The following is a 16653-nucleotide window of genomic DNA, read 5'->3' as shown; positions in this document are numbered from 1 at the left end:
CGGGGTACGGCCGCTCCTCGTTGCCCGCGGGCGGCTCAGCGACCGTCGTGCACCACGTACCGGTGCTCGACCAGCCAGCTGTCGCCGCTGCGCACCAGCACGTCCTCGCTGACCGTACTGACGTAGACCTCCAGCCGGCCGCCGGCCGGCGTGGCCATCGCCATCGCGTAGTAGCGGGTGCGCACCCGGCCGTCCGGCTGCTCGTCCACCTCCAGCATGGCCAGCCAGTGCCGGCGGGTCAGGCTGTCCGACTTGATCGTCTCGATTCGGCGCCGGGCGGCGACCGCGATCGCCGACCGGCCGGCCAGCGGCGCCGGGTCGACGTTCTGGTGGAAGACGCCGTCCTCAGTGAAGGTGTCGGCCCACCGTTCGGCCTCGCCGCTGTCCAGCAGGCGCATCTGCTGGGCGTAGAACTGCTGGACCTGGTAGTAGGTGACGGCCTGGCGGGTGGTGTCGAGCTGGTCGGTCTGCTGGGTCATCCGGCACTCCTGGGCGGTCTCGGGCTGTGGTGTTGGTTCGTCATGTTCTTCAGACCACGCGGAAGTTGGCCATCATGGTCATGTCCTCGTGCTCGAGGTTGTGGCAGTGCAGCATGTACCGGCCGGGCTCGCCGTCGAACTTCGCGATGACCTCCACCTTCTCGCCGCCGTTGACGAAGACGGTGTCCTTCCAACCGGCGTCGTACGGCCCGGGCTTGCCGCCGTCGCGGGAGACCACCTGGAACTGGATCAGGTGGATGTGCACCGGGTGGTGGTAGTCGGAGACCAGGGTCCACAGCTCGGTGCTGCCGCGCCGGACGTCGGCCTCGGAGACGGCCGGGTCGAAGGGGTGGCCGTTGATGAACCAGCCCGCGTCGTAGCGGTGGAAGTCCATGGTGCGCCGGGTCATCGCGGCCGCCGGGTCCAGCGGCTCGACCGCGGCCAGCCGGTCCGGCACCGAGGCGGTGTCGGTGACCGTGCGGGTCACCTTGAACCGCATCACCGAGCCGGCGGAGCCGGCCCCGGCCAGGTTCAGCAGGGTGATCTCGTCGCCGACCCGGTAGCCGCTGAAGTCGACCACCACGTCGAACCGCTGGGCCGGGGCGACGACCAGCTCCCGGTGGCTGATCGGGGCGGCCAGCAGGCCGCCGTCCGACCCGATCTGGACGATCGGCCGGGCGCCGCCCGGGCCCTGCAGTGCCAGCCGCATCACCCGGGCGTTGCACGCGTTGAGGATCCGGAACCGGTAGCGCGCGGTGTCCACCTCCAGTTGCGGCCAGGCGGCGCCGTTGACCAGCATCACGTCGCCCAGCACGCCCTGCATGGCCTGGTCCTGGACCCCGGGGTGCTGGTGCAGCGTCGGATCCAGCGAGGGGTACTGGAACGAGCCGTCGGCGTTGAAGGCCCGGTCGCAGATCATCAGCGGGATCTCCCGAGGCCCCTTGGGCAGCGGCAGCGCCGCCTCCTCCTCGTCCCGGACCAGGTGGAAGCCGGCCAGGCCCCGGTAGACGCTCGGCCCGGTGAAGTCCATCCGGTGGTCGTGGTACCAGAGGGTGGCCGCGCGCTGGTCGTTCGGGTAGTCGTAGCTGCGCGAGCCGTGCTCGACCCGGGCCTCCTTGTCCGGCGGCATGGCCATTCCGGGCATGCCGCTGCCCGGAGCCATCGACATGGCGGGGGCGGGGGACGCCGCGGCGGCCAGCGACTCGTCCGAGGTCAGGTAGTCGGTCGGGTAGCCGTCGCTCTGCGGCGGGGTGTGGCCGCCGTGCAGGTGGACCACGGTCGGCACCGGGAGCCGGTTGGTGTGGGTGACCACGGTCCGCCGGCCCCGGGTCGCCTCGACGGTGGGGCCGGGGAAGGTGCCGTTGTAGCCCCAGATCTCGGTCTGCAGGCCGGGGATGATCTCGGCCCGGCCCCGGGTCTGGGTGATCTCGTAGTGGTCCGCCTCGGCGTCGGAGCGGGTGGGCTTGAGCACCGCCGGGATCGGCAGCGGCCGCCGGAACGGCTCGGGCAGCGTCAGCTCGCTGGCCAACTGGTGTAACCCGCTGGTCAGTTCGGTGGTCAGGTTGGCGTTTCCGGTCCGGCCCCAGTGCGGGCTCGGGCCGGTGGAGGCGGGGGCCGAGCCGCCGCGCCACAGCGGAGACGCGCAGGCCGCCGCGCCCATCAGAGCCGCCGCGCCGGCCGCGCCGAAGAAGGCCCGCCGGGTGCGCTCGGTGTGCGTCATGGGGGTTCTCCCTGGGGTCCGGGTGGTCGTGCCCGTTCGTGCCCACCACGGTCGGCCGCGGTGGGCACGAACGGTCAGGAGGAGAGCTTGCTGTCGGCGTGGCTGCTCAGGTCGAAGGTCTTCAGCTGCTTGCCCTGGAGGTCGAACATGGCCGCGGTGCCGCTCGCGGTGAGCTTCTCGCCGTCCAGGGTCACGGTCTCGATGCCGCGGATGGTGCCGGTGGGCGCCTTGGTGGTGTGGTCGGTGAGCGGGATGACCACCTCCAGCGTGTACTGGTTGGGCTGCTTGCCCGGCTGCCACCAGCCGGTGCCGGGCAGCGTGTCCGAGCCGGCCTGCTCCAGGCTGCCGTCCTGCTTGAAGGTCAGCACGGCCGAGCCGTTGGACGGCAGCGAGGTCTGCACCTGGACGTTCCACTTGCCGACCGGGCTGAGCTGCGGGGCGGCGGCGGTGGGCTTGTCGGCGGCCTTGTCGGACTTGGTGCCCGAGCCGCAGCCGGTGGCGAGGGCGGCCACGGCGACGGCGGCGAGGACGGCCGCGCCGGTCCGGGTGGTGATTCTGGTGAGCATGATGGTGGTTGGACCTTTCTGGAACGGAGTGGTGGAGGGGGCTGCGGTCAGCGGAACTTCGGCGCGACCTGCTCGGCGAGCAGGCGCACGGTGCGCTCGGCGTCCTCGAAGGACAGCTGGCCGGAGTGGACGGCGACGCTGATGATCACGTCGTTGCCGAACCACTCGGAGATCTGCGCCAGCTGCTCGCAGACCTGCTGCGGGGTGCCGGCCAGCACCTTGTTGTCGCGGATCTTGTCGGCCACCGTCGGGCGCAGGGCCTGGTCGGCGAGCTTCTCGTAGCCCGGGTAGGCCTGGCTGGTCCGGCTGCTCCAGGAACTGACGGCGGCTCCGATCCGCTCGCCGCCCTTGCCCTCGTCGTAGGTCGCGATCCGCAGCGCCTGGTCCGCGTCCTCGGACAGGAAGGCCGGGTAGGAGAGCTGGACCCGCTCGGCGCCGGGCTCGTGGCCCGCCTCGACCCAGGCCTTGCGGTAGGCCGCCAGGCGCTCCTGGATCTGCTCCCTGGTCAGGATCGCGCCGACCATCTGCAGGTTGTGCCCGTTGCGGCCGGCCGCCTCGCAGGACTCCAGGCTGCGCGCGGTGGTCACGTACACCGGCGGGTGCGGCTGCTGGACCGGGCGGGGCAGCAGGGTGACCGGGCCGAAGCGGTGGTGGGTGCCCTCCCAGACCACGGCCTTCTCGGACCAGAGCCGCTTGCAGGCCTCGATGCCCTCCTGGAAACGGATGTGGCTCTCGTCCATCGGGACCTGGAAGGCCTCGAACTCGTCGGGCAGGAAGGCTCGGCCGAAGCCGACGTCGAGGCGGCCGTGCGAGATGTTGTCCAGCATGGCCAGCTTGCCGGCCAGCTTGACCGGGTGGGTGAAGGCGGGGATGACCGCGCTGGTACCCAGCCGGATCCGCCGGGTGCGGGCGGCGGCGGCCGCCAGGAAGGTCACCGGGTCCGGGCTGTAGCCGCCGTACTCGAAGAAGTAGTGCTCGACGGTGCGCACGTGGTGCAGGCCGAGCTCGTCGGCGAGTTCGGCCAGCGCGAGGCACTCGTCGAAGTACTGGTCCGCGGGCCGGTCGTCGGGGCCGATGGTCGGGAAGAACGTAATACCAAATTCCATGCTGCGCTTCGCCTTCTTCCATACGTCGGGTGCCGTGCCGGTCGTGTCCGCGCGGCCTGCCGATACGGCAGACTGCGGTGATCCGCTGGAAGGCTTCTGGAGAGGCCCTGGAGCCTTTCGGGGCAGGCGCCGGAAAGGCCGCCGGAAGCCCGGTCCAGTGCGGCGGTAGGGCGAATCCAGAAGCACTCGCGACCGTGCTGCGAGGCCGTGTACACCCAGTCCCACCAGGACGCGGAGCACGGACCCACGCACCCGCCCGCCCAAAACCACAATGACGGTGAGTCGAAATGGCGATTGGTCCCGATCTTTTCCGCGAGGTATTCGGTTCGTTCCCCACCTCGGTGTCGATCATCACGGCACTGGACGAGGAGGGCGAGCCCCGCGGATTCACCTGCAACGCGGTCTGTGCGGTGTCCGCCGACCCGGCGCTGCTGCTGATCTGCGTCGACAAGAAGTCCCAGACACTGCCCGCGATCGCCGCCTCCGGCACCTTCGTGGTGAATGTGCTGGCCGCCGCCGGGGAGGACGCCTCGCGGGTCTTCGCCGGCAAGGAGAACGACAAGTTCGCGGCCGTCGACTGGCGGCCGTCGGCGGTGGCCGACGGCGCGCCGGTGCTCGCGGACATCGCGCTGGCGGCCGCCGAGTGCCGGGTGGTGGATGCCGTGCAGGGCGGCGACCACTGGATCTTCATCGCCAGGGTCGAGGGCGCCCAGGTGTTCCACCGCGCGCCGCTGATGTACTTCAAGCGCCGGTACAGCAGCTGGGGACCGCAGCTGGCCGCGGTCTCCTGAGCCGGCCTCTTCGCCCCACAACGCCGGTGGCCCTTCCCGATCGGGAAGGGCCACCGGCGTTGTGGGGGCGGGTCAGCCGGGCACGGTGTCCGGCGTGATGGTGCGGGAGGCGACCAGCAGGCCGCCGTCCCCGGCCCGCACCAGCTCGTCCACCACCACGCTGCTCGGCTCCCGGGTGACCGAGCCGTCGGCGGCGGTGTGCGAGACCATCGCGTAGTAGACCACCCGCAGCGCGCCGTCGGCCGTGTGCGTCAGGTGGCGCATGCCGAACCAGTGGTGCCGGGTGATCCCGTCGGCGGCGAACCTGGCGACCAGGCCGCTCATCGCCTCGCCGATCGCCTGACGGCCGGTCAGCAGGGCCGCCGGGCGGACCGCGAAGACGGCGTCCTCGGTGAACGCGGCGGTGAAGCCCGGGATGTCGCCGCCGTCCAGCAGGTGTTGCTGGCGGGCGTAGAACAGCTCCACCTCGAAGTGGAGTTCGGTGGGGATGTCGGTGATCGTCATGTGCGGCTCCTCGGCTGCGGGTGGGGGTGGGGCGGTGCGGGTGGCGGCTACCAGTCGAGCCCGCCGTTGACCTCCAGCACGTGGCCGTTGACGTAGGAGCTGGCCGGCGAGGCCAGGAAGACCGCCGCCGCGGCCACCTCGGCGCCCGAGCCGGGACGGCCGGCGGCCAGCTTGGCCCGGTACTTCTCCCAGACCACGGTGTTCGCGGTGAGCTGGCGGCCCATCCCCTCGTCGATGATGCCCGGCGCCAGGCAGTTGACGGTGATTCCGCGCTCCGCCAGCTCGACGGCGGCGACCTTGGTGAGCATCTCGATCGCGGCCTTGGAGGCGCAGTAGGCGGAGGCGCCCGGCGCCACCCGGCTGCCCATCGCCGAGGAGAGCGTGATGATCCGGCCGCCCTCGGCCAGCCGGCCGGCGGCCGCGCGCACGGTGCGGAAGGTGCCGTTGACGTTGGTCTCGAAGGTCTCGGCCCAGTCCTTGACCGCCAGCGCCGCCACCCGGCCCGGACGGCTCACCCCGGCGTTGGCCACGACCACGTCCAGGCCGCCGAACTCGGCGGCGGCGTCGGCCAGCAGCTGCTCCACCGACTCGTCGTCGGTCACGTCCACCCGGTGGAACCGGACGTCGCTGCCGGCCGCCAGCAGGTCGCGCACCGGCTCCTGGTCCCGGCCGGCCACCACGACCCGGGCGCCCGCGCGCAGGAAGGCCTCCGCGATCTGCCGCCCCAGCCCCCTGGTGCCGCCCGTGACAACGGCGGTCTTTCCCTGCAACTCCACGGTCTTCTCCTGGTGTCGACGGTCCGGTGCTAGTGCGCGGAACCTCCCGCCCAGCACTGGAGGACGCCTCGCGGACACCTGGACCTGGTCTCCAGGGCGGTTCCAGACCCGCAACAGCGGTGCCGTCGAACATTCCTGAGCAGTGGCCGCCCCGCCCTCCCCGGTGGGGCGCCACGCCGAAGATCAACGGCCCATCGAGAGGCGGCCCCTGATGGACAGTCAGCTCTATTTCGAGATCCAGCAGTTCTATGCGCACCAGATGCAGAGCCTGGACAACGGCGAGGCCGAGGCCTTCGCCGAGACCTTCACCCTGGACGGCAGCTTCGTCCACCACCCGCACAACCGGGTGGACACCCGGACCGAGATCGCGCTGGCCACCAAGCGCGGGGTCGAGAAGACCCGCGCGGCCGGCGTGGTCCGCCGGCACTGGTTCGGCATGCTCGCCGTCGAGGCGGCCGAGGACGGCGCGGTCCGCACCCGCTACGCCGCGCTGACCAGCGCCACCGCAGCCGACGGCAGCGTCAGCTGGGAGCCGAGCTGCCTGGTCGAGGACCTGCTGGTGCGGGTGGACGGCCGACTGCTGAACCACGTCCGCACGGTCCGCCGCGACGACGTCCGCGAGGCCTGACCATGACCGAGACAGCTGCCACCGGCCCGGTCGCCCTGGTCACCGGCTCCAGCTCGGGCATCGGGGAGGCCGTCGCCCGGCGGCTGGCCGCGGCCGGCTACCGAGTGGTCGTCAACTCCGCCCGCTCGGTGGCCGCCGGCCAGGCCGTGGCCGCCGAACTGCCCGGCGCGGTCTACCTGCAGGGCGACGTGGCCGACCCGCAGCAGGCCCGCGAGCTGGTCGAGCGCACCGTCGAGCAGCTCGGACGGCTCGACCTGCTGGTCAACAACGCCGGCACCACCAGGATCATCCCGCACGGCGACCTGGCGGCCGCCGACGGCGAGGTCTGGCGGGAGATCCTCGACGTCAACGTGATCGGCACCTGGCAGGTCACCACGGCCGCCGTGCCGCACCTCGAGGCCACCGGCCAGGGCGCGATCGTCAACATCTCCTCGATCGCCGGCTGCCGCCCGGCCGGCAGCTCCGTGCCCTACGCCGTCAGCAAGGCCGCGATCAACCACATGACCCGGCTGCTGGCCGCCTCGCTCGGCCCCGCCGTGCGGGTCAACGCGGTCGCGCCCGGCCTGATCGACACCCCCTGGACGGCGGACTTCACCGAGCCCCGCAAGTGGGTCTCCACCCAGGCCCCGCTGCAGCGGGTCGGGACCACCGAGGACGTGGCCGAGGCCGTGCTGGCGCTGGCCCGGGCCGCCTACACCACCGGCGAGGTGCTGCTCGTCGACGGCGGCACCCACCTGCGCTGACCAACGATCCACCGACCGAGCTAAGGAGCCCCCCGGATGACCCAGGCCCTGCCTGCCGCGTCCGCCCCACCGGACGTCGCCGCGCCGCGCGTCGCCCCCGACTTCCTCATCGTCGCCCTGGCCTGCCTGGGTCAGTTCCTGGTCGTCCTCGACGCGGCCGTGGTGAACGTCGCGCTGCCCTCCACCGGCGCCGCCCTGCACTTCTCCGCCACCGGACTGCCCTGGGTGGTCAACGGCTACGCGGTCACCGTCGCCGGCCTGCTGCTGCTCGGCGGCCGCGCGGTCGACGTGTTCGGCCGCCGGCGGATCTTCCTGCTCGGGCTGGCCACCTTCACCCTGGCCAGCCTGGCCTGCGGCCTGGCGGTCTCACCCGGCATGCTGGTGGCGGCCCGCTTCGTGCAGGGCGCCGGGGCCGCCGCGATCGGCCCCTCCTCCCTGACCATCCTGACCACCACGCTGCCGGCCGGCCCGCGCCGCACCAAGGCCCTGGGCACCTGGAGCGCGGTCGGTGCGGCCGGCGGCGCGGTCGGCAACGTGCTGGGCGGGGTGCTCACCTCCGCGCTCTCCTGGCGCTACGTGTTCCTGATCAACCTGCCGATCGGCGCCGGGCTGATCCTGCTGGCCTCGGTCTACCTGACCGACCAGCGCAGCGAGCAGAAGCAGCGGTTGGACGTGCTGAGCGTGCTGACCGTCACCGGCGGCCTGTCGCTGCTGGAGTTCGGCGTGATCCAGACCCGCGCCCACGGCTGGACCGGCGCGGCCGCGCTGGTGCCGATGGCGCTCGGGGCCCTGGCCATCGCCGCCTTCCTGACCGTGCAGGCCCGCACCACCGGGACCCCGCTGCTGCCGCTGCGCCTGCTGCGCTCGCGCACGGTGGCCGCGGTCAACCTGACGGTGCTCGGCACCGGGGCCGCCTTCTTCAGCATGTGGTACTTCATGTCGCTGTACGTCCAGGGCGTGCTCGGCTACGGACCGCTGTCGGCCGGCCTGGCCTTCGTGCCGCACACCGTCACCGTGGTGCTCAGCGCCCGGCTGCTCACCCCGCGGCTGCTGGCAGTGCTGCCGGCCCGCACCGTGGTGGTGGCCGGGACCCTGATCAGCGCGGCCGGCTTCCTGTGGCAGTCCACCCTGACCCCGCACAGCGGCTACCTGACCGGCGTGGTCGGTCCCGGCCTGCTGATCACCCTGGGCATGGGGATGTCCTTCACCCCGCTGGCCTCGATCGCCACCACCGGGGTCGCCACCTCGCAGGCCGGGCTGGTCTCCGGACTGCTGAACACCTCCCGGCAGATCGGCGGCTCGGTGGGCCTGGCCGCGCTGGTCACCCTGGCCTCGGCCGCCTCGCTCTCCTGGGCCGGCGGCAACGGCGCCGCCGCCGCCACCGGTCAGGGGCTGACCGCCGGCTACCACCTGGTCTTCCTCGGCTCCGCCACCGTGCTGGTGGCTGCCGCCCTGCTGGCGCAGTTCGGCCTGCCGGCCGGCGAGCCGCCGGCCCGCGGTGGCAAGAGCACGTGACCGCACCGGACCAACTTCCCGAATCGAGAAGGAAAGATGACATGACCGCACGACGGGTGGCCATCACCGGCATCGGGGTGCTCGCCCCGGGTGGGATCGGCACCAAGAACTTCTGGAACCTGCTGAGCGAGGGCCGCACCGCGACCCGCGGGATCACCTTCTTCGATCCCGCCCAGTTCCGCTCCCGGGTCGCCGCCGAGATCGACTTCGACCCGCAGGCGCACGGCCTGGGGCCGCAGGAGATCCGCCGGATGGACCGGGCCGCGCAGCTGGCCGTGGTCGCCGCCCGGGAGGCGGTGGCGGACAGCGGACTGGTGCTCGACGAGCTGGACCCGTACGGGATCGGCGTGACGATCGGCAGCGCGGTCGGCGCCACCACCGGGCTGGACACCGAGTACAACGTGGTCAGCGACGGCGGCCGGCTCGACCTGGTCGACCACCAGTACGCCGTCCCGCACCTCTACAACTTCCTGGTGCCGAGCTCGTTCAGCGCCGAGGTGGCCTGGGCGGTCGGCGCCCAGGGACCGGCCGGGGTGGTGTCCACCGGCTGCACCTCGGGCATCGACTCGGTCGGGCACGCGGTCGAGCTGATCCGCGAGGGCACCGTGGACGTGATGATCGCCGGCGCCACCGACGCGCCGATTTCGCCGATCACCATGGCCTGCTTCGACGCGATCAAGGCCACCACTCCGCGCAACGACGACCCGGCGCACGCCTCGCGGCCGTTCGACGGCACCCGCAACGGCTTCGTGCTGGGTGAGGGCTCGGCGGTCTTCGTGCTGGAGGAGTTGGAGAGCGCCCGCCGCCGCGGTGCGCACATCTACGCCGAGATCGCCGGCTACGCCTCGCGCTGCAACGCCTTCCACATGACCGGGCTGCGCCCGGACGGCGCCGAGATGGCCGAGGCGATCAACGTCGCCCTGGCCGAGGCGCGGCTGAACCCGGACGCCGTCGACTACATCAACGCGCACGGCTCCGGCACCAAGCAGAACGACCGGCACGAGACGGCCGCCTTCAAGCGCAGCCTCGGCGAGCACGCCTACCGGGTGCCGGTCAGCTCGATCAAGTCGATGGTCGGGCACTCGCTGGGCGCGATCGGCTCGATCGAGATCGCCGCCTCGGCCCTGGCCATCGAGAACAACGTCGTCCCCCCCACCGCGAACCTGCACACCCCGGACCCGGAGTGCGACCTGGACTACGTGCCGCTGACCGCCCGGGAGTGGCGCACCGATGCGGTGCTCACCGTCGGGAGCGGCTTCGGCGGCTTCCAGAGCGCCATGGTGCTGGTCCGGCCCGAAAGGAGCTCCTCATGACCTCGTCCGTCGTGGTGACCGGTCTGGGCGTCGCCTCGCCCAACGGCCTCGGCACCAAGGACTACTGGGACGCCACCCTGGGCGGCCGGAGCGGGATCGGGCGGATCAGCCGCTTCGACCCGAGCCAGTACCCGGCCAAACTGGCCGGCGAGGTGTCCGGCTTCGCGGCCGCGGAGCACCTGCCCAGCCGACTGCTGCCGCAGACCGACCGGATGACCCGGCTGGCCCTGGTGGCCACCGACTGGGCGCTGGCCGACGCCGGGGTCGACCCGGAGCAGCTGCCCGCCTACGACATGGGCGTGGTCACGGCCAGCTCGGCCGGAGGCTTCGAGTTCGGCCAGGGCGAGTTGAAGAAGCTCTGGTCGATGGGTGCCTCGCACGTCAGCGCGTACCAGTCGTTCGCCTGGTTCTACGCGGTGAACAGCGGTCAGATCTCCATCCGCAACGGGATGAAGGGCCCCAGCGGCGTGGTGGTCGCCGACCAGGCCGGCGGGCTGGACGCGATCGCGCAGGCCCGGCGGCTGATCCGCAAGGGCACCCCGCTGATCGTCTCCGGCGGCATCGACGCCACGGTCTGCCCGTGGGGCTGGGTCGCCCAGCTGGCCGGCGGCCGGCTGAGCACCAGCGAGCAGCCCGAGCGGGCCTACGTCCCGTTCGACGCCGAGGCCGCGGGCCACGTGCCGGGCGAGGGCGGCGCGATCCTGATCCTGGAGGACGCCGCGGCGGCCCGCGCCCGCGGCGCCAGGGTCTACGGCGAGATCGCGGGCTACGGCTCCACCTTCGACCCGAAGCCGGGCAGCGGCCGCGAGAGCGGTCTGCGCCGCGCGATCGAACTCGCCCTGTCCGACGCCCAGGTGACGCCCAGCCAGGTGGACGTGGTGTTCGCCGACGCCGCCGCCGTCCCCGAGCTGGACCGGATCGAGGCGGCCGCGCTCAACGCCGTGTTCGGCCCGCGCGGCGTCCCGGTGACCGCGCCCAAGACGATGACCGGCCGGCTCTCCTCGGGCGGCGCCCCGCTCGACCTGGCGGCGGCCCTGCTGGCCATCGGCGACGGCGTGATCCCGCCCACCACCAACGTGGCGCCGGACGAGGGCTACGAGCTGGACCTGGTCACCGGCCGGCCGCGGCCGGCCGCGGTACGGGTGGCGCTGGTCGTCGCGCGCGGCGAGGGCGGCTTCAACTCCGCCGTCGTGGTGCGCGCCGCCGACTGAGCCGCCCGGTCCCCGATCCGCTTTGCAGTCAACCCACTTGATGAAGGAAGAGCACATGTCCGAGCAGCAGTTCACCCGTTCCGACCTGACCCGGATCCTGCTGGAGGGAGCCGGCGCCGAGGAGGGCGTCGACCTGAACGGCGACATCCTGGACGCCGACTTCGAGGAGCTCGGCTACGAGTCGCTCGCGCTGCTGGAGACCGGCGGCCGGATCGAGCGCGAGTACGGCATCAGCCTCGACGACACCGCGCTGACCGACGTGCACACCCCGCGCCAGCTGATCGAGCTGGTCAACGGGCAGCTGCTGGCCGCTGCCTGAGGCTTCGTCAGTCCTTTTACCGGCCGCCGCCGGACGCCCTCCGGCGGCGGCCCACGACCCACCCGGGTGCCCCAGGCACCCGACACCTAAGGAGAGAGCATGGAGCAGGACAAGCGGGTGGCGCTGGTGAGCGGTGCGACCAGCGGGATCGGCCTGGCCAGCGCCCGGGCGCTGGCCGTCCAGGGGCACCAGGTGTTCATTGGCGCGCGCAACGCGGAGAACGTGGCGCTGACCGTCAAGCAGCTGTGCGAGGAGGGCCACGAGGCCGACGGCGCGGTGCTGGACGTGCGCTCGGGCGACTCGGTGCGCGCCTTCGTGCAGGCCGCGGTGGACCGCTTCGGCAGCGTCGACGTACTGGTCAACAACGCCGGCCGAAGCGGCGGCGGGGTCACCGCCGACATCACCGACGAGCTGTGGGACGACGTCATCGAGACCAACCTGACCAGCGTCTTCCGGCTGACCCGCGAGGTGCTGACCACTGGCGGCATGCGCGACAAGAGCCGGGGCCGGATCATCAACATCGCCTCCACCGCGGGCAAGCAGGGCGTGGTGCTGGGCGCCCCGTACTCCGCCTCCAAGCACGGCGTGGTCGGCTTCACCAAGGCGCTGGGCAACGAACTGGCCCCCACCGGCATCACCGTGAACGCGGTCTGCCCGGGCTACGTCGAGACCCCGATGGCCGAGCGGGTCCGGCAGGGCTACGCCGCCGCCTACCGGACCAGCGAGGAGGCGGTGATGGCCAAGTTCACCGCCAAGATCCCGCTGGGCCGCTACTCGACCCCCGAGGAGGTGGCCGGCCTGGTCGGCTACCTGGCCTCGGACACGGCCGCTTCGATCACCGCGCAGGCACTCAACGTCTGCGGCGGCCTGGGCAACTTCTGAGCCCGCCCCGCCCCCACCGCCCCGCCACCCCGCACCCCGCACCCCGCACCCCGCACCCAAGGAGACAGAGCATGTCGCAGCCCGGCCTGCGCGAGGTGGAGCACGAGATCCTGGTCTCGGCTCCGGCCGCCGTCATCTACCGGCTGATCGCCGACGTCGAGAACTGGCCCCGGATCTTCCCGCCGACCATCTACGTCGACCGGGTCGAGACCGCGGCGGACCAGGAGCGGATCCGGATCTGGGCCACCGCCAACGGCGAGGCCAAGAGCTGGACCTCCAAGCGCACCCTGGACCCGGCCGCGCTGCGGATCGAGTTCCGCCAGGAGGTCTCGGCCCCGCCGGTGGCCGCCATGGGCGGCGCCTGGCTGATCGAGGCGCTGTCACCGACCGAGTCCCGGATCCGCCTGCTCCACGACTACCGCGCGGTCGACGACGACCCGGAGCAGCTGGACTGGATCGACCGCGCGGTGGACACCAACTCGCGCTCCGAACTGGCTGCGCTGAAGCGCAACATCGAGCAGGCCCAGGCGAGCGAGGAGCTGCTCTTCTCGTTCGAGGACACCGTGCAGATCAACGGCTCGGCCAAGGACGTCTACGACTTCGTCAACGAGGCCGGCCGGTGGCCGGAGCGGCTGCCGCACGTCGCCGAGGCGCGGCTGACCGAGGACGTCCCCGGCCTGCAGGTGCTGGAGATGGACACCCGGGCCAAGGACGGCTCGGTGCACACCACCAAGTCGTACCGGGTGACGTTCCCGAACGAGCGGATCGCCTACAAGCAGGTCACACTGCCCGCGCTGATGGCCCTGCACACCGGCTACTGGACCTTCGTGGAGAACGAGCACGGCGTGGCCGCCAGTTCGCAGCACACCGTCGTGCTGAACGCCGAGAACATCACGAAGATCCTCGGCCCCGAGGCCGGAGTCGCCGAGGCCCGCGAGTACGTGCACACCGCGCTGAGCACCAACAGCCGGGCCACCCTGGGCTTCGCCAAGGCCTACGCCGAAGCCGAGCGCTGATCCGCTCCCGGCACGCCCCGCGGGCTCCGGCGGCCACGGCCGCCGGAGCCGCCGGGGCCGACCGGCCCGCGGCCGCCGCACCGCCCACCCCGCTTCCGACGAAAGGCCCCGCTGCCATGTCCGACTCGCCGCCCCACCGTCCGGTCGACGCCGGCAGCTGCCGGAGGGCCGAGGGATGATCTCCGAAAGCCTTCCGCCCGACTGGGCCCCGGAGGACTGGGAGGCCGAGGAGGCCGAGGAGGCCGAGGAGGCCGAGGCGGCCGAGGCGGCCGACCAGCGGCACGTCGCCGAGGTCGTGGTCCCGGACCCCGAACTCCTGGCCCGCCTCGGCCGGGTGGAGCGCCACCAACTTCTGCACGAGTACGTCTGCGCCGAGCTCGGCCGGGTGCTCTCGGTGTCCGCGCCCGCGATCGACACCGTCGGCCGCTCGATGAAGAGCCTCGGTGTCGGCTCGATCCACGGTCTCGAACTGCAGCGCCGGATGTCCGCCGCGCTGCGGGTGGAGATCGACCTGCTCCTCCTGCTCAGCGCGGACAGCGCCGACGAGCTGATCGACCGTCTGGTCGAGCTGCTCGGTCCGGCCCACCAGCCGCCGGAGCGGACCGACCGCTCAGGACCCCGGGCCTCGATATGAACGAACCCACGCCCCGCACCCCCGTGCCCCCCGTGCCCGAGGACGACTGGCTCGACCTCTGGCTGATCCGCCCGCCCAAGCTGGAGGACGCCGGCCTGCTGGACCTGTCCGAACTGGACGCGGCGGAGCACCGGCGGGCCGCCTCCTTCATCCGACCGGTCGACCGGGTCACCTACAGCTCGGCCCACATCGGGCTGCGCCGGCTGCTCGGCGGCTACCTCGACCTCGCCCCGCAGGAGGTCGCGTTCACCCGCGAGCCCTGCCCCGGCTGCGCCGAACCGCACGGCCGCCCCGCGGTCGCGCACCCGCCGGCGCCGGTGCACTTCTCGCTCTCGCACTGCCGGGGCCTGGCCATGGTCGGGGTGGCCCCGGTGCCGGTGGGCGTCGACGTGGAGCTGCGGCCGCGGCCGCGGACCGTGGAGACGGTGCTACCTGCGCTCCACCCGGGTGAGCAGGAGGAGTTGACCGCGGTCCCGCTGGAGGCCCGGCTGGAACTGTTCGGCCGGGTGTGGACCCGCAAGGAGGCCTACCTGAAGGGGCTCGGCACCGGGCTCAGCCGGGCGCCGGGCCTGGACTACCTGGGCGCCGACCCGTCCCGCCGCCCGCCCGGCTGGACCGTGCTCGACGTGCCCGGCGGCCCGTTCCGGCACGCCGCGGTCGCCGTGGTCGGCACCGAACCGGCCACCACAACGGTCCGCTGGCTGCCGCCCGAGGTGCTCTACGCCGACGGCGCCGCCCGGCTGCCCGAGCTCGGCCACGTCCGCGCCACCGCCACCCGCACCCCGTCCGCGGCCTGACCGCGCCGGCCCAGCAGATCGATCCCAGCAGAGGAGACAGACGTATGCCCATAGCCGAGAAGACCCAGAACGGCCGGGCCGGCGCCGCACCGGTGCGCTGGACCACGCAGGAGCGGCTCGACGAGCTGCGCATGATCAAGCACGAGGCCGAGCACGGCCCCGACCCGGCGGCCACCGAACGCCAGCACGCCAAGGGCAAGCTGACGGCGCGTGAGCGGATCGCCCTGCTGCTGGACGAGGACTCGTTCACCGAGGTGGAGCCGCTGCGCCGGCACCGGGCCCAGGGCTTCGGCCTGGAGGCCAGGAAGCCCTACACCGACGGCGTGGTGACCGGTTGGGGCACCGTGCACGGCCGTACCGTCTTCGTCTACGCGCACGACTTCCGGATCTTCGGCGGCGCGCTGGGCGAGGCGCACGCGCAGAAGATCCACAAGATCATGGACATGGCGCTGGCCGCGGGTGCCCCGCTGGTCTCGCTCAACGACGGGGCCGGCGCCCGGATCCAGGAGGGCGTCTCGGCGCTGGCCGGCTACGGCGGCATCTTCCAGCGCAACACCCGCGCCTCCGGCGTGATCCCGCAGATCTCGGTGATGCTCGGCCCGTGCGCCGGCGGCGCGGCCTACAGCCCGGCGCTGACGGACTTCGTCTTCATGGTCCGTGAGACCTCGCAGATGTTCATCACCGGCCCCGACGTGGTCCAGGCCGTCACCGGCGAGAAGATCAGCCAGAACGGCCTGGGCGGCGCCGACGTGCACTCCGGCGTCTCCGGCGTCTCGCACTTCGCCTACGACGACGAGCAGACCTGCCTGGCCGAGGTGCGCTACCTGCTCTCGCTGCTGCCGCAGAACAACCGCGAACTGCCGCCCGCCGTGCCGTGCGAGGACCCGGTGGGGCGCCGCAACGACTCGCTGCTGGACCTGGTGCCCACCGACCCCGGGCAGTCGTACGACGTGCGCAAGGTGATCGAGGAGGTGGTGGACGACGGCGAGTACTTCGAGGTCCACCAGGGCTGGGCGCCCAACGTGGTCTGCGTGCTGGCCCGGCTCGGCGGCGAGGTGGTCGGGATCGTGGCCAACCAGCCGGCCAGCTACGCCGGTGTGCTGGACATCCAGTCCAGCGAGAAGGCGGCCCGGTTCGTGCAGTTCTGCGACGCCTTCAACATCCCGATCGTCACCCTGGTCGACGTGCCCGGCTTCCTGCCCGGCGTGGACCAGGAGCACAACGGGATCATCCGCCGCGGCGCGAAGCTGCTCTACGCCTACTGCAACGCCACCGTGCCGCGGATCTCACTGGTGCTGCGCAAGGCCTACGGCGGCGCCTACATCGTGATGGACTCCCGCTCGATCGGCACCGACCTGGCGCTGGCCTGGCCGAGCAACGAGATCGCGGTGATGGGCGCCGAGGGCGCGGCCAACGTGATCTTCCGCCGCGAGATCAACGCCAGCGAGGACCCGGAGCGGACCCGGCAGGAGAAGATCCACCAGTACAAGACCGAGCTGATGCACCCGTACTACGCGGCCGAACGCGGCCTGGTGGACGACGTGATCGATCCGCGCGAGACCCGGTCGGTGCTGGTGCGCGCGCTCACCATGCTCCGCGGCAAGCACGCCGACCTGCCCAGCCGCAAGCACGGCAACCCGCCGCAGTAGAGGA

The 16653-nt window shown here is 72.4% G+C and carries 18 protein-coding genes; 12 read left to right on the top strand and 6 right to left on the bottom strand.

Going from position 1 to position 16653, the window contains the following annotated elements; all coding sequences use genetic code 11:
• Positions 1 to 35: 35 nt before the first annotated feature.
• The 4 genes from C7C46_RS08555 to C7C46_RS08540 all read right to left on the bottom strand — a co-directional run bounded on the left by C7C46_RS08555 (position 36) and on the right by C7C46_RS08540 (position 3871).
• Positions 36 to 479, bottom strand: a complete 444-nt coding sequence (locus C7C46_RS08555; protein WP_110667395.1) for a nuclear transport factor 2 family protein — start codon at positions 477 to 479, stop codon at positions 36 to 38.
• Positions 480 to 528: 49 nt separating this feature from the next.
• Positions 529 to 1950, bottom strand: coding sequence for a multicopper oxidase family protein (locus tag C7C46_RS08550; protein ID WP_425470042.1), 1422 nt, complete (start codon positions 1948 to 1950; stop codon positions 529 to 531).
• A gap of 323 nt (positions 1951 to 2273) precedes the next feature.
• A complete protein-coding gene (locus C7C46_RS08545) occupies positions 2274 to 2765 on the bottom strand; it encodes a hypothetical protein (protein WP_110667391.1) in 492 nt (163 codons plus the stop codon).
• A gap of 47 nt (positions 2766 to 2812) precedes the next feature.
• The gene (locus C7C46_RS08540) at positions 2813 to 3871 is read right to left on the bottom strand and encodes an LLM class flavin-dependent oxidoreductase (RefSeq protein ID WP_110667389.1); all 1059 of its coding nucleotides are present in this window, start codon (positions 3869 to 3871) and stop codon (positions 2813 to 2815) included.
• Between the two features lie 287 nt (positions 3872 to 4158).
• On the opposite strand from C7C46_RS08540, the gene C7C46_RS08535 reads away from it, so the two are divergent.
• The gene (locus C7C46_RS08535) at positions 4159 to 4662 is read left to right on the top strand and encodes a flavin reductase family protein (protein WP_110667387.1); all 504 of its coding nucleotides are present in this window, start codon (positions 4159 to 4161) and stop codon (positions 4660 to 4662) included.
• Between the two features lie 72 nt (positions 4663 to 4734).
• Here the strand turns inward: C7C46_RS08535 and C7C46_RS08530 are convergent, their stop codons facing one another.
• Complete coding sequence (locus tag C7C46_RS08530) at positions 4735 to 5166, bottom strand: nuclear transport factor 2 family protein (protein WP_110667385.1); 432 nt, start codon at positions 5164 to 5166, stop codon at positions 4735 to 4737.
• Positions 5167 to 5213: 47 nt separating this feature from the next.
• Complete coding sequence (locus tag C7C46_RS08525; RefSeq protein WP_110667383.1) at positions 5214 to 5942, bottom strand: SDR family NAD(P)-dependent oxidoreductase; 729 nt, start codon at positions 5940 to 5942, stop codon at positions 5214 to 5216.
• Between the two features lie 211 nt (positions 5943 to 6153).
• On the opposite strand from C7C46_RS08525, the gene C7C46_RS08520 reads away from it, so the two are divergent.
• The 11 genes from C7C46_RS08520 (at position 6154) to C7C46_RS08470 (ending at position 16649) form a co-directional block, all read left to right on the top strand.
• Positions 6154 to 6570: a nuclear transport factor 2 family protein gene (locus C7C46_RS08520; RefSeq protein WP_110667381.1), complete on the top strand. Its 417-nt coding sequence runs from the start codon at positions 6154 to 6156 to the stop codon at positions 6568 to 6570.
• 2 nt (positions 6571 to 6572) lie between these two features.
• Complete coding sequence (locus C7C46_RS08515; protein ID WP_110667379.1) at positions 6573 to 7313, top strand: SDR family NAD(P)-dependent oxidoreductase; 741 nt, start codon at positions 6573 to 6575, stop codon at positions 7311 to 7313.
• A 36-nt stretch (positions 7314 to 7349) separates the two neighbouring features.
• Positions 7350 to 8828 (top strand): MFS transporter, encoded by a 1479-nt coding sequence (locus tag C7C46_RS08510; protein ID WP_110667377.1) that lies wholly within the window; start codon positions 7350 to 7352, stop codon positions 8826 to 8828.
• A gap of 41 nt (positions 8829 to 8869) precedes the next feature.
• Positions 8870 to 10141 carry a beta-ketoacyl-[acyl-carrier-protein] synthase family protein gene (locus C7C46_RS08505; protein ID WP_110667375.1) on the top strand — a complete coding sequence of 424 codons (1272 nt, stop codon included), beginning with the start codon at positions 8870 to 8872 and terminating at the stop codon, positions 10139 to 10141.
• On the top strand, positions 10138 to 11352 hold the full coding sequence (locus tag C7C46_RS08500) for a ketosynthase chain-length factor (protein WP_110667373.1): 1215 nt from the start codon (positions 10138 to 10140) through the stop codon (positions 11350 to 11352). Before C7C46_RS08505 ends, C7C46_RS08500 begins: the two co-directional genes overlap by 4 nt.
• A gap of 55 nt (positions 11353 to 11407) precedes the next feature.
• Positions 11408 to 11671, top strand: coding sequence for an acyl carrier protein (locus C7C46_RS08495; protein WP_110667371.1), 264 nt, complete (start codon positions 11408 to 11410; stop codon positions 11669 to 11671).
• Positions 11672 to 11770: 99 nt separating this feature from the next.
• Positions 11771 to 12553 (top strand): 3-oxoacyl-ACP reductase FabG, encoded by a 783-nt coding sequence (fabG, locus tag C7C46_RS08490; RefSeq protein ID WP_110667369.1) that lies wholly within the window; start codon positions 11771 to 11773, stop codon positions 12551 to 12553.
• Positions 12554 to 12624: 71 nt separating this feature from the next.
• Complete coding sequence (locus tag C7C46_RS08485) at positions 12625 to 13569, top strand: aromatase/cyclase (protein ID WP_110667367.1); 945 nt, start codon at positions 12625 to 12627, stop codon at positions 13567 to 13569.
• Between the two features lie 175 nt (positions 13570 to 13744).
• Entirely contained in the window at positions 13745 to 14203 is a 459-nt protein-coding gene (locus C7C46_RS08480) for an acyl carrier protein (protein ID WP_110667366.1), read from the top strand.
• A complete protein-coding gene (locus C7C46_RS08475) occupies positions 14200 to 15000 on the top strand; it encodes a 4'-phosphopantetheinyl transferase family protein (protein WP_110667364.1) in 801 nt (266 codons plus the stop codon). Before C7C46_RS08480 ends, C7C46_RS08475 begins: the two co-directional genes overlap by 4 nt.
• Positions 15001 to 15044: 44 nt before the next feature.
• A complete protein-coding gene (locus C7C46_RS08470; protein ID WP_110667362.1) occupies positions 15045 to 16649 on the top strand; it encodes an acyl-CoA carboxylase subunit beta in 1605 nt (534 codons plus the stop codon).
• Positions 16650 to 16653: the final 4 nt, after the last annotated feature.

The organism is Streptomyces tateyamensis, assembly GCF_003205575.1.
GTDB lineage: Bacteria > Actinomycetota > Actinomycetes > Streptomycetales > Streptomycetaceae > Kitasatospora > Kitasatospora tateyamensis.
This window is presented reverse-complemented; position numbering and strand designations above follow the sequence as displayed.

Bases quoted from the DNA above. Each gene is read 5' to 3' on its own strand.
- C7C46_RS08555 (WP_110667395.1), bottom strand. From the start codon at position 479: ATGACCCAGCAGACCGACCAGCTCGACACCACCCGCCAGGCCGTCACC.
- C7C46_RS08545 (WP_110667391.1), bottom strand. From the start codon at position 2,765: ATGCTCACCAGAATCACCACCCGGACCGGCGCGGCCGTCCTCGCCGCC.
- C7C46_RS08540 (WP_110667389.1), bottom strand. From the start codon at position 3,871: ATGGAATTTGGTATTACGTTCTTCCCGACCATCGGCCCCGACGACCGG.
- C7C46_RS08535 (WP_110667387.1), top strand. From the start codon at position 4,159: ATGGCGATTGGTCCCGATCTTTTCCGCGAGGTATTCGGTTCGTTCCCC.
- C7C46_RS08530 (WP_110667385.1), bottom strand. From the start codon at position 5,166: ATGACGATCACCGACATCCCCACCGAACTCCACTTCGAGGTGGAGCTG.
- C7C46_RS08520 (WP_110667381.1), top strand. From the start codon at position 6,154: ATGGACAGTCAGCTCTATTTCGAGATCCAGCAGTTCTATGCGCACCAG.
- C7C46_RS08515 (WP_110667379.1), top strand. From the start codon at position 6,573: ATGACCGAGACAGCTGCCACCGGCCCGGTCGCCCTGGTCACCGGCTCC.
- C7C46_RS08510 (WP_110667377.1), top strand. From the start codon at position 7,350: ATGACCCAGGCCCTGCCTGCCGCGTCCGCCCCACCGGACGTCGCCGCG.
- C7C46_RS08505 (WP_110667375.1), top strand. From the start codon at position 8,870: ATGACCGCACGACGGGTGGCCATCACCGGCATCGGGGTGCTCGCCCCG.
- C7C46_RS08500 (WP_110667373.1), top strand. From the start codon at position 10,138: ATGACCTCGTCCGTCGTGGTGACCGGTCTGGGCGTCGCCTCGCCCAAC.
- C7C46_RS08495 (WP_110667371.1), top strand. From the start codon at position 11,408: ATGTCCGAGCAGCAGTTCACCCGTTCCGACCTGACCCGGATCCTGCTG.
- fabG (WP_110667369.1), top strand. From the start codon at position 11,771: ATGGAGCAGGACAAGCGGGTGGCGCTGGTGAGCGGTGCGACCAGCGGG.
- C7C46_RS08485 (WP_110667367.1), top strand. From the start codon at position 12,625: ATGTCGCAGCCCGGCCTGCGCGAGGTGGAGCACGAGATCCTGGTCTCG.
- C7C46_RS08480 (WP_110667366.1), top strand. From the start codon at position 13,745: ATGATCTCCGAAAGCCTTCCGCCCGACTGGGCCCCGGAGGACTGGGAG.
- C7C46_RS08475 (WP_110667364.1), top strand. From the start codon at position 14,200: ATGAACGAACCCACGCCCCGCACCCCCGTGCCCCCCGTGCCCGAGGAC.
- C7C46_RS08470 (WP_110667362.1), top strand. From the start codon at position 15,045: ATGCCCATAGCCGAGAAGACCCAGAACGGCCGGGCCGGCGCCGCACCG.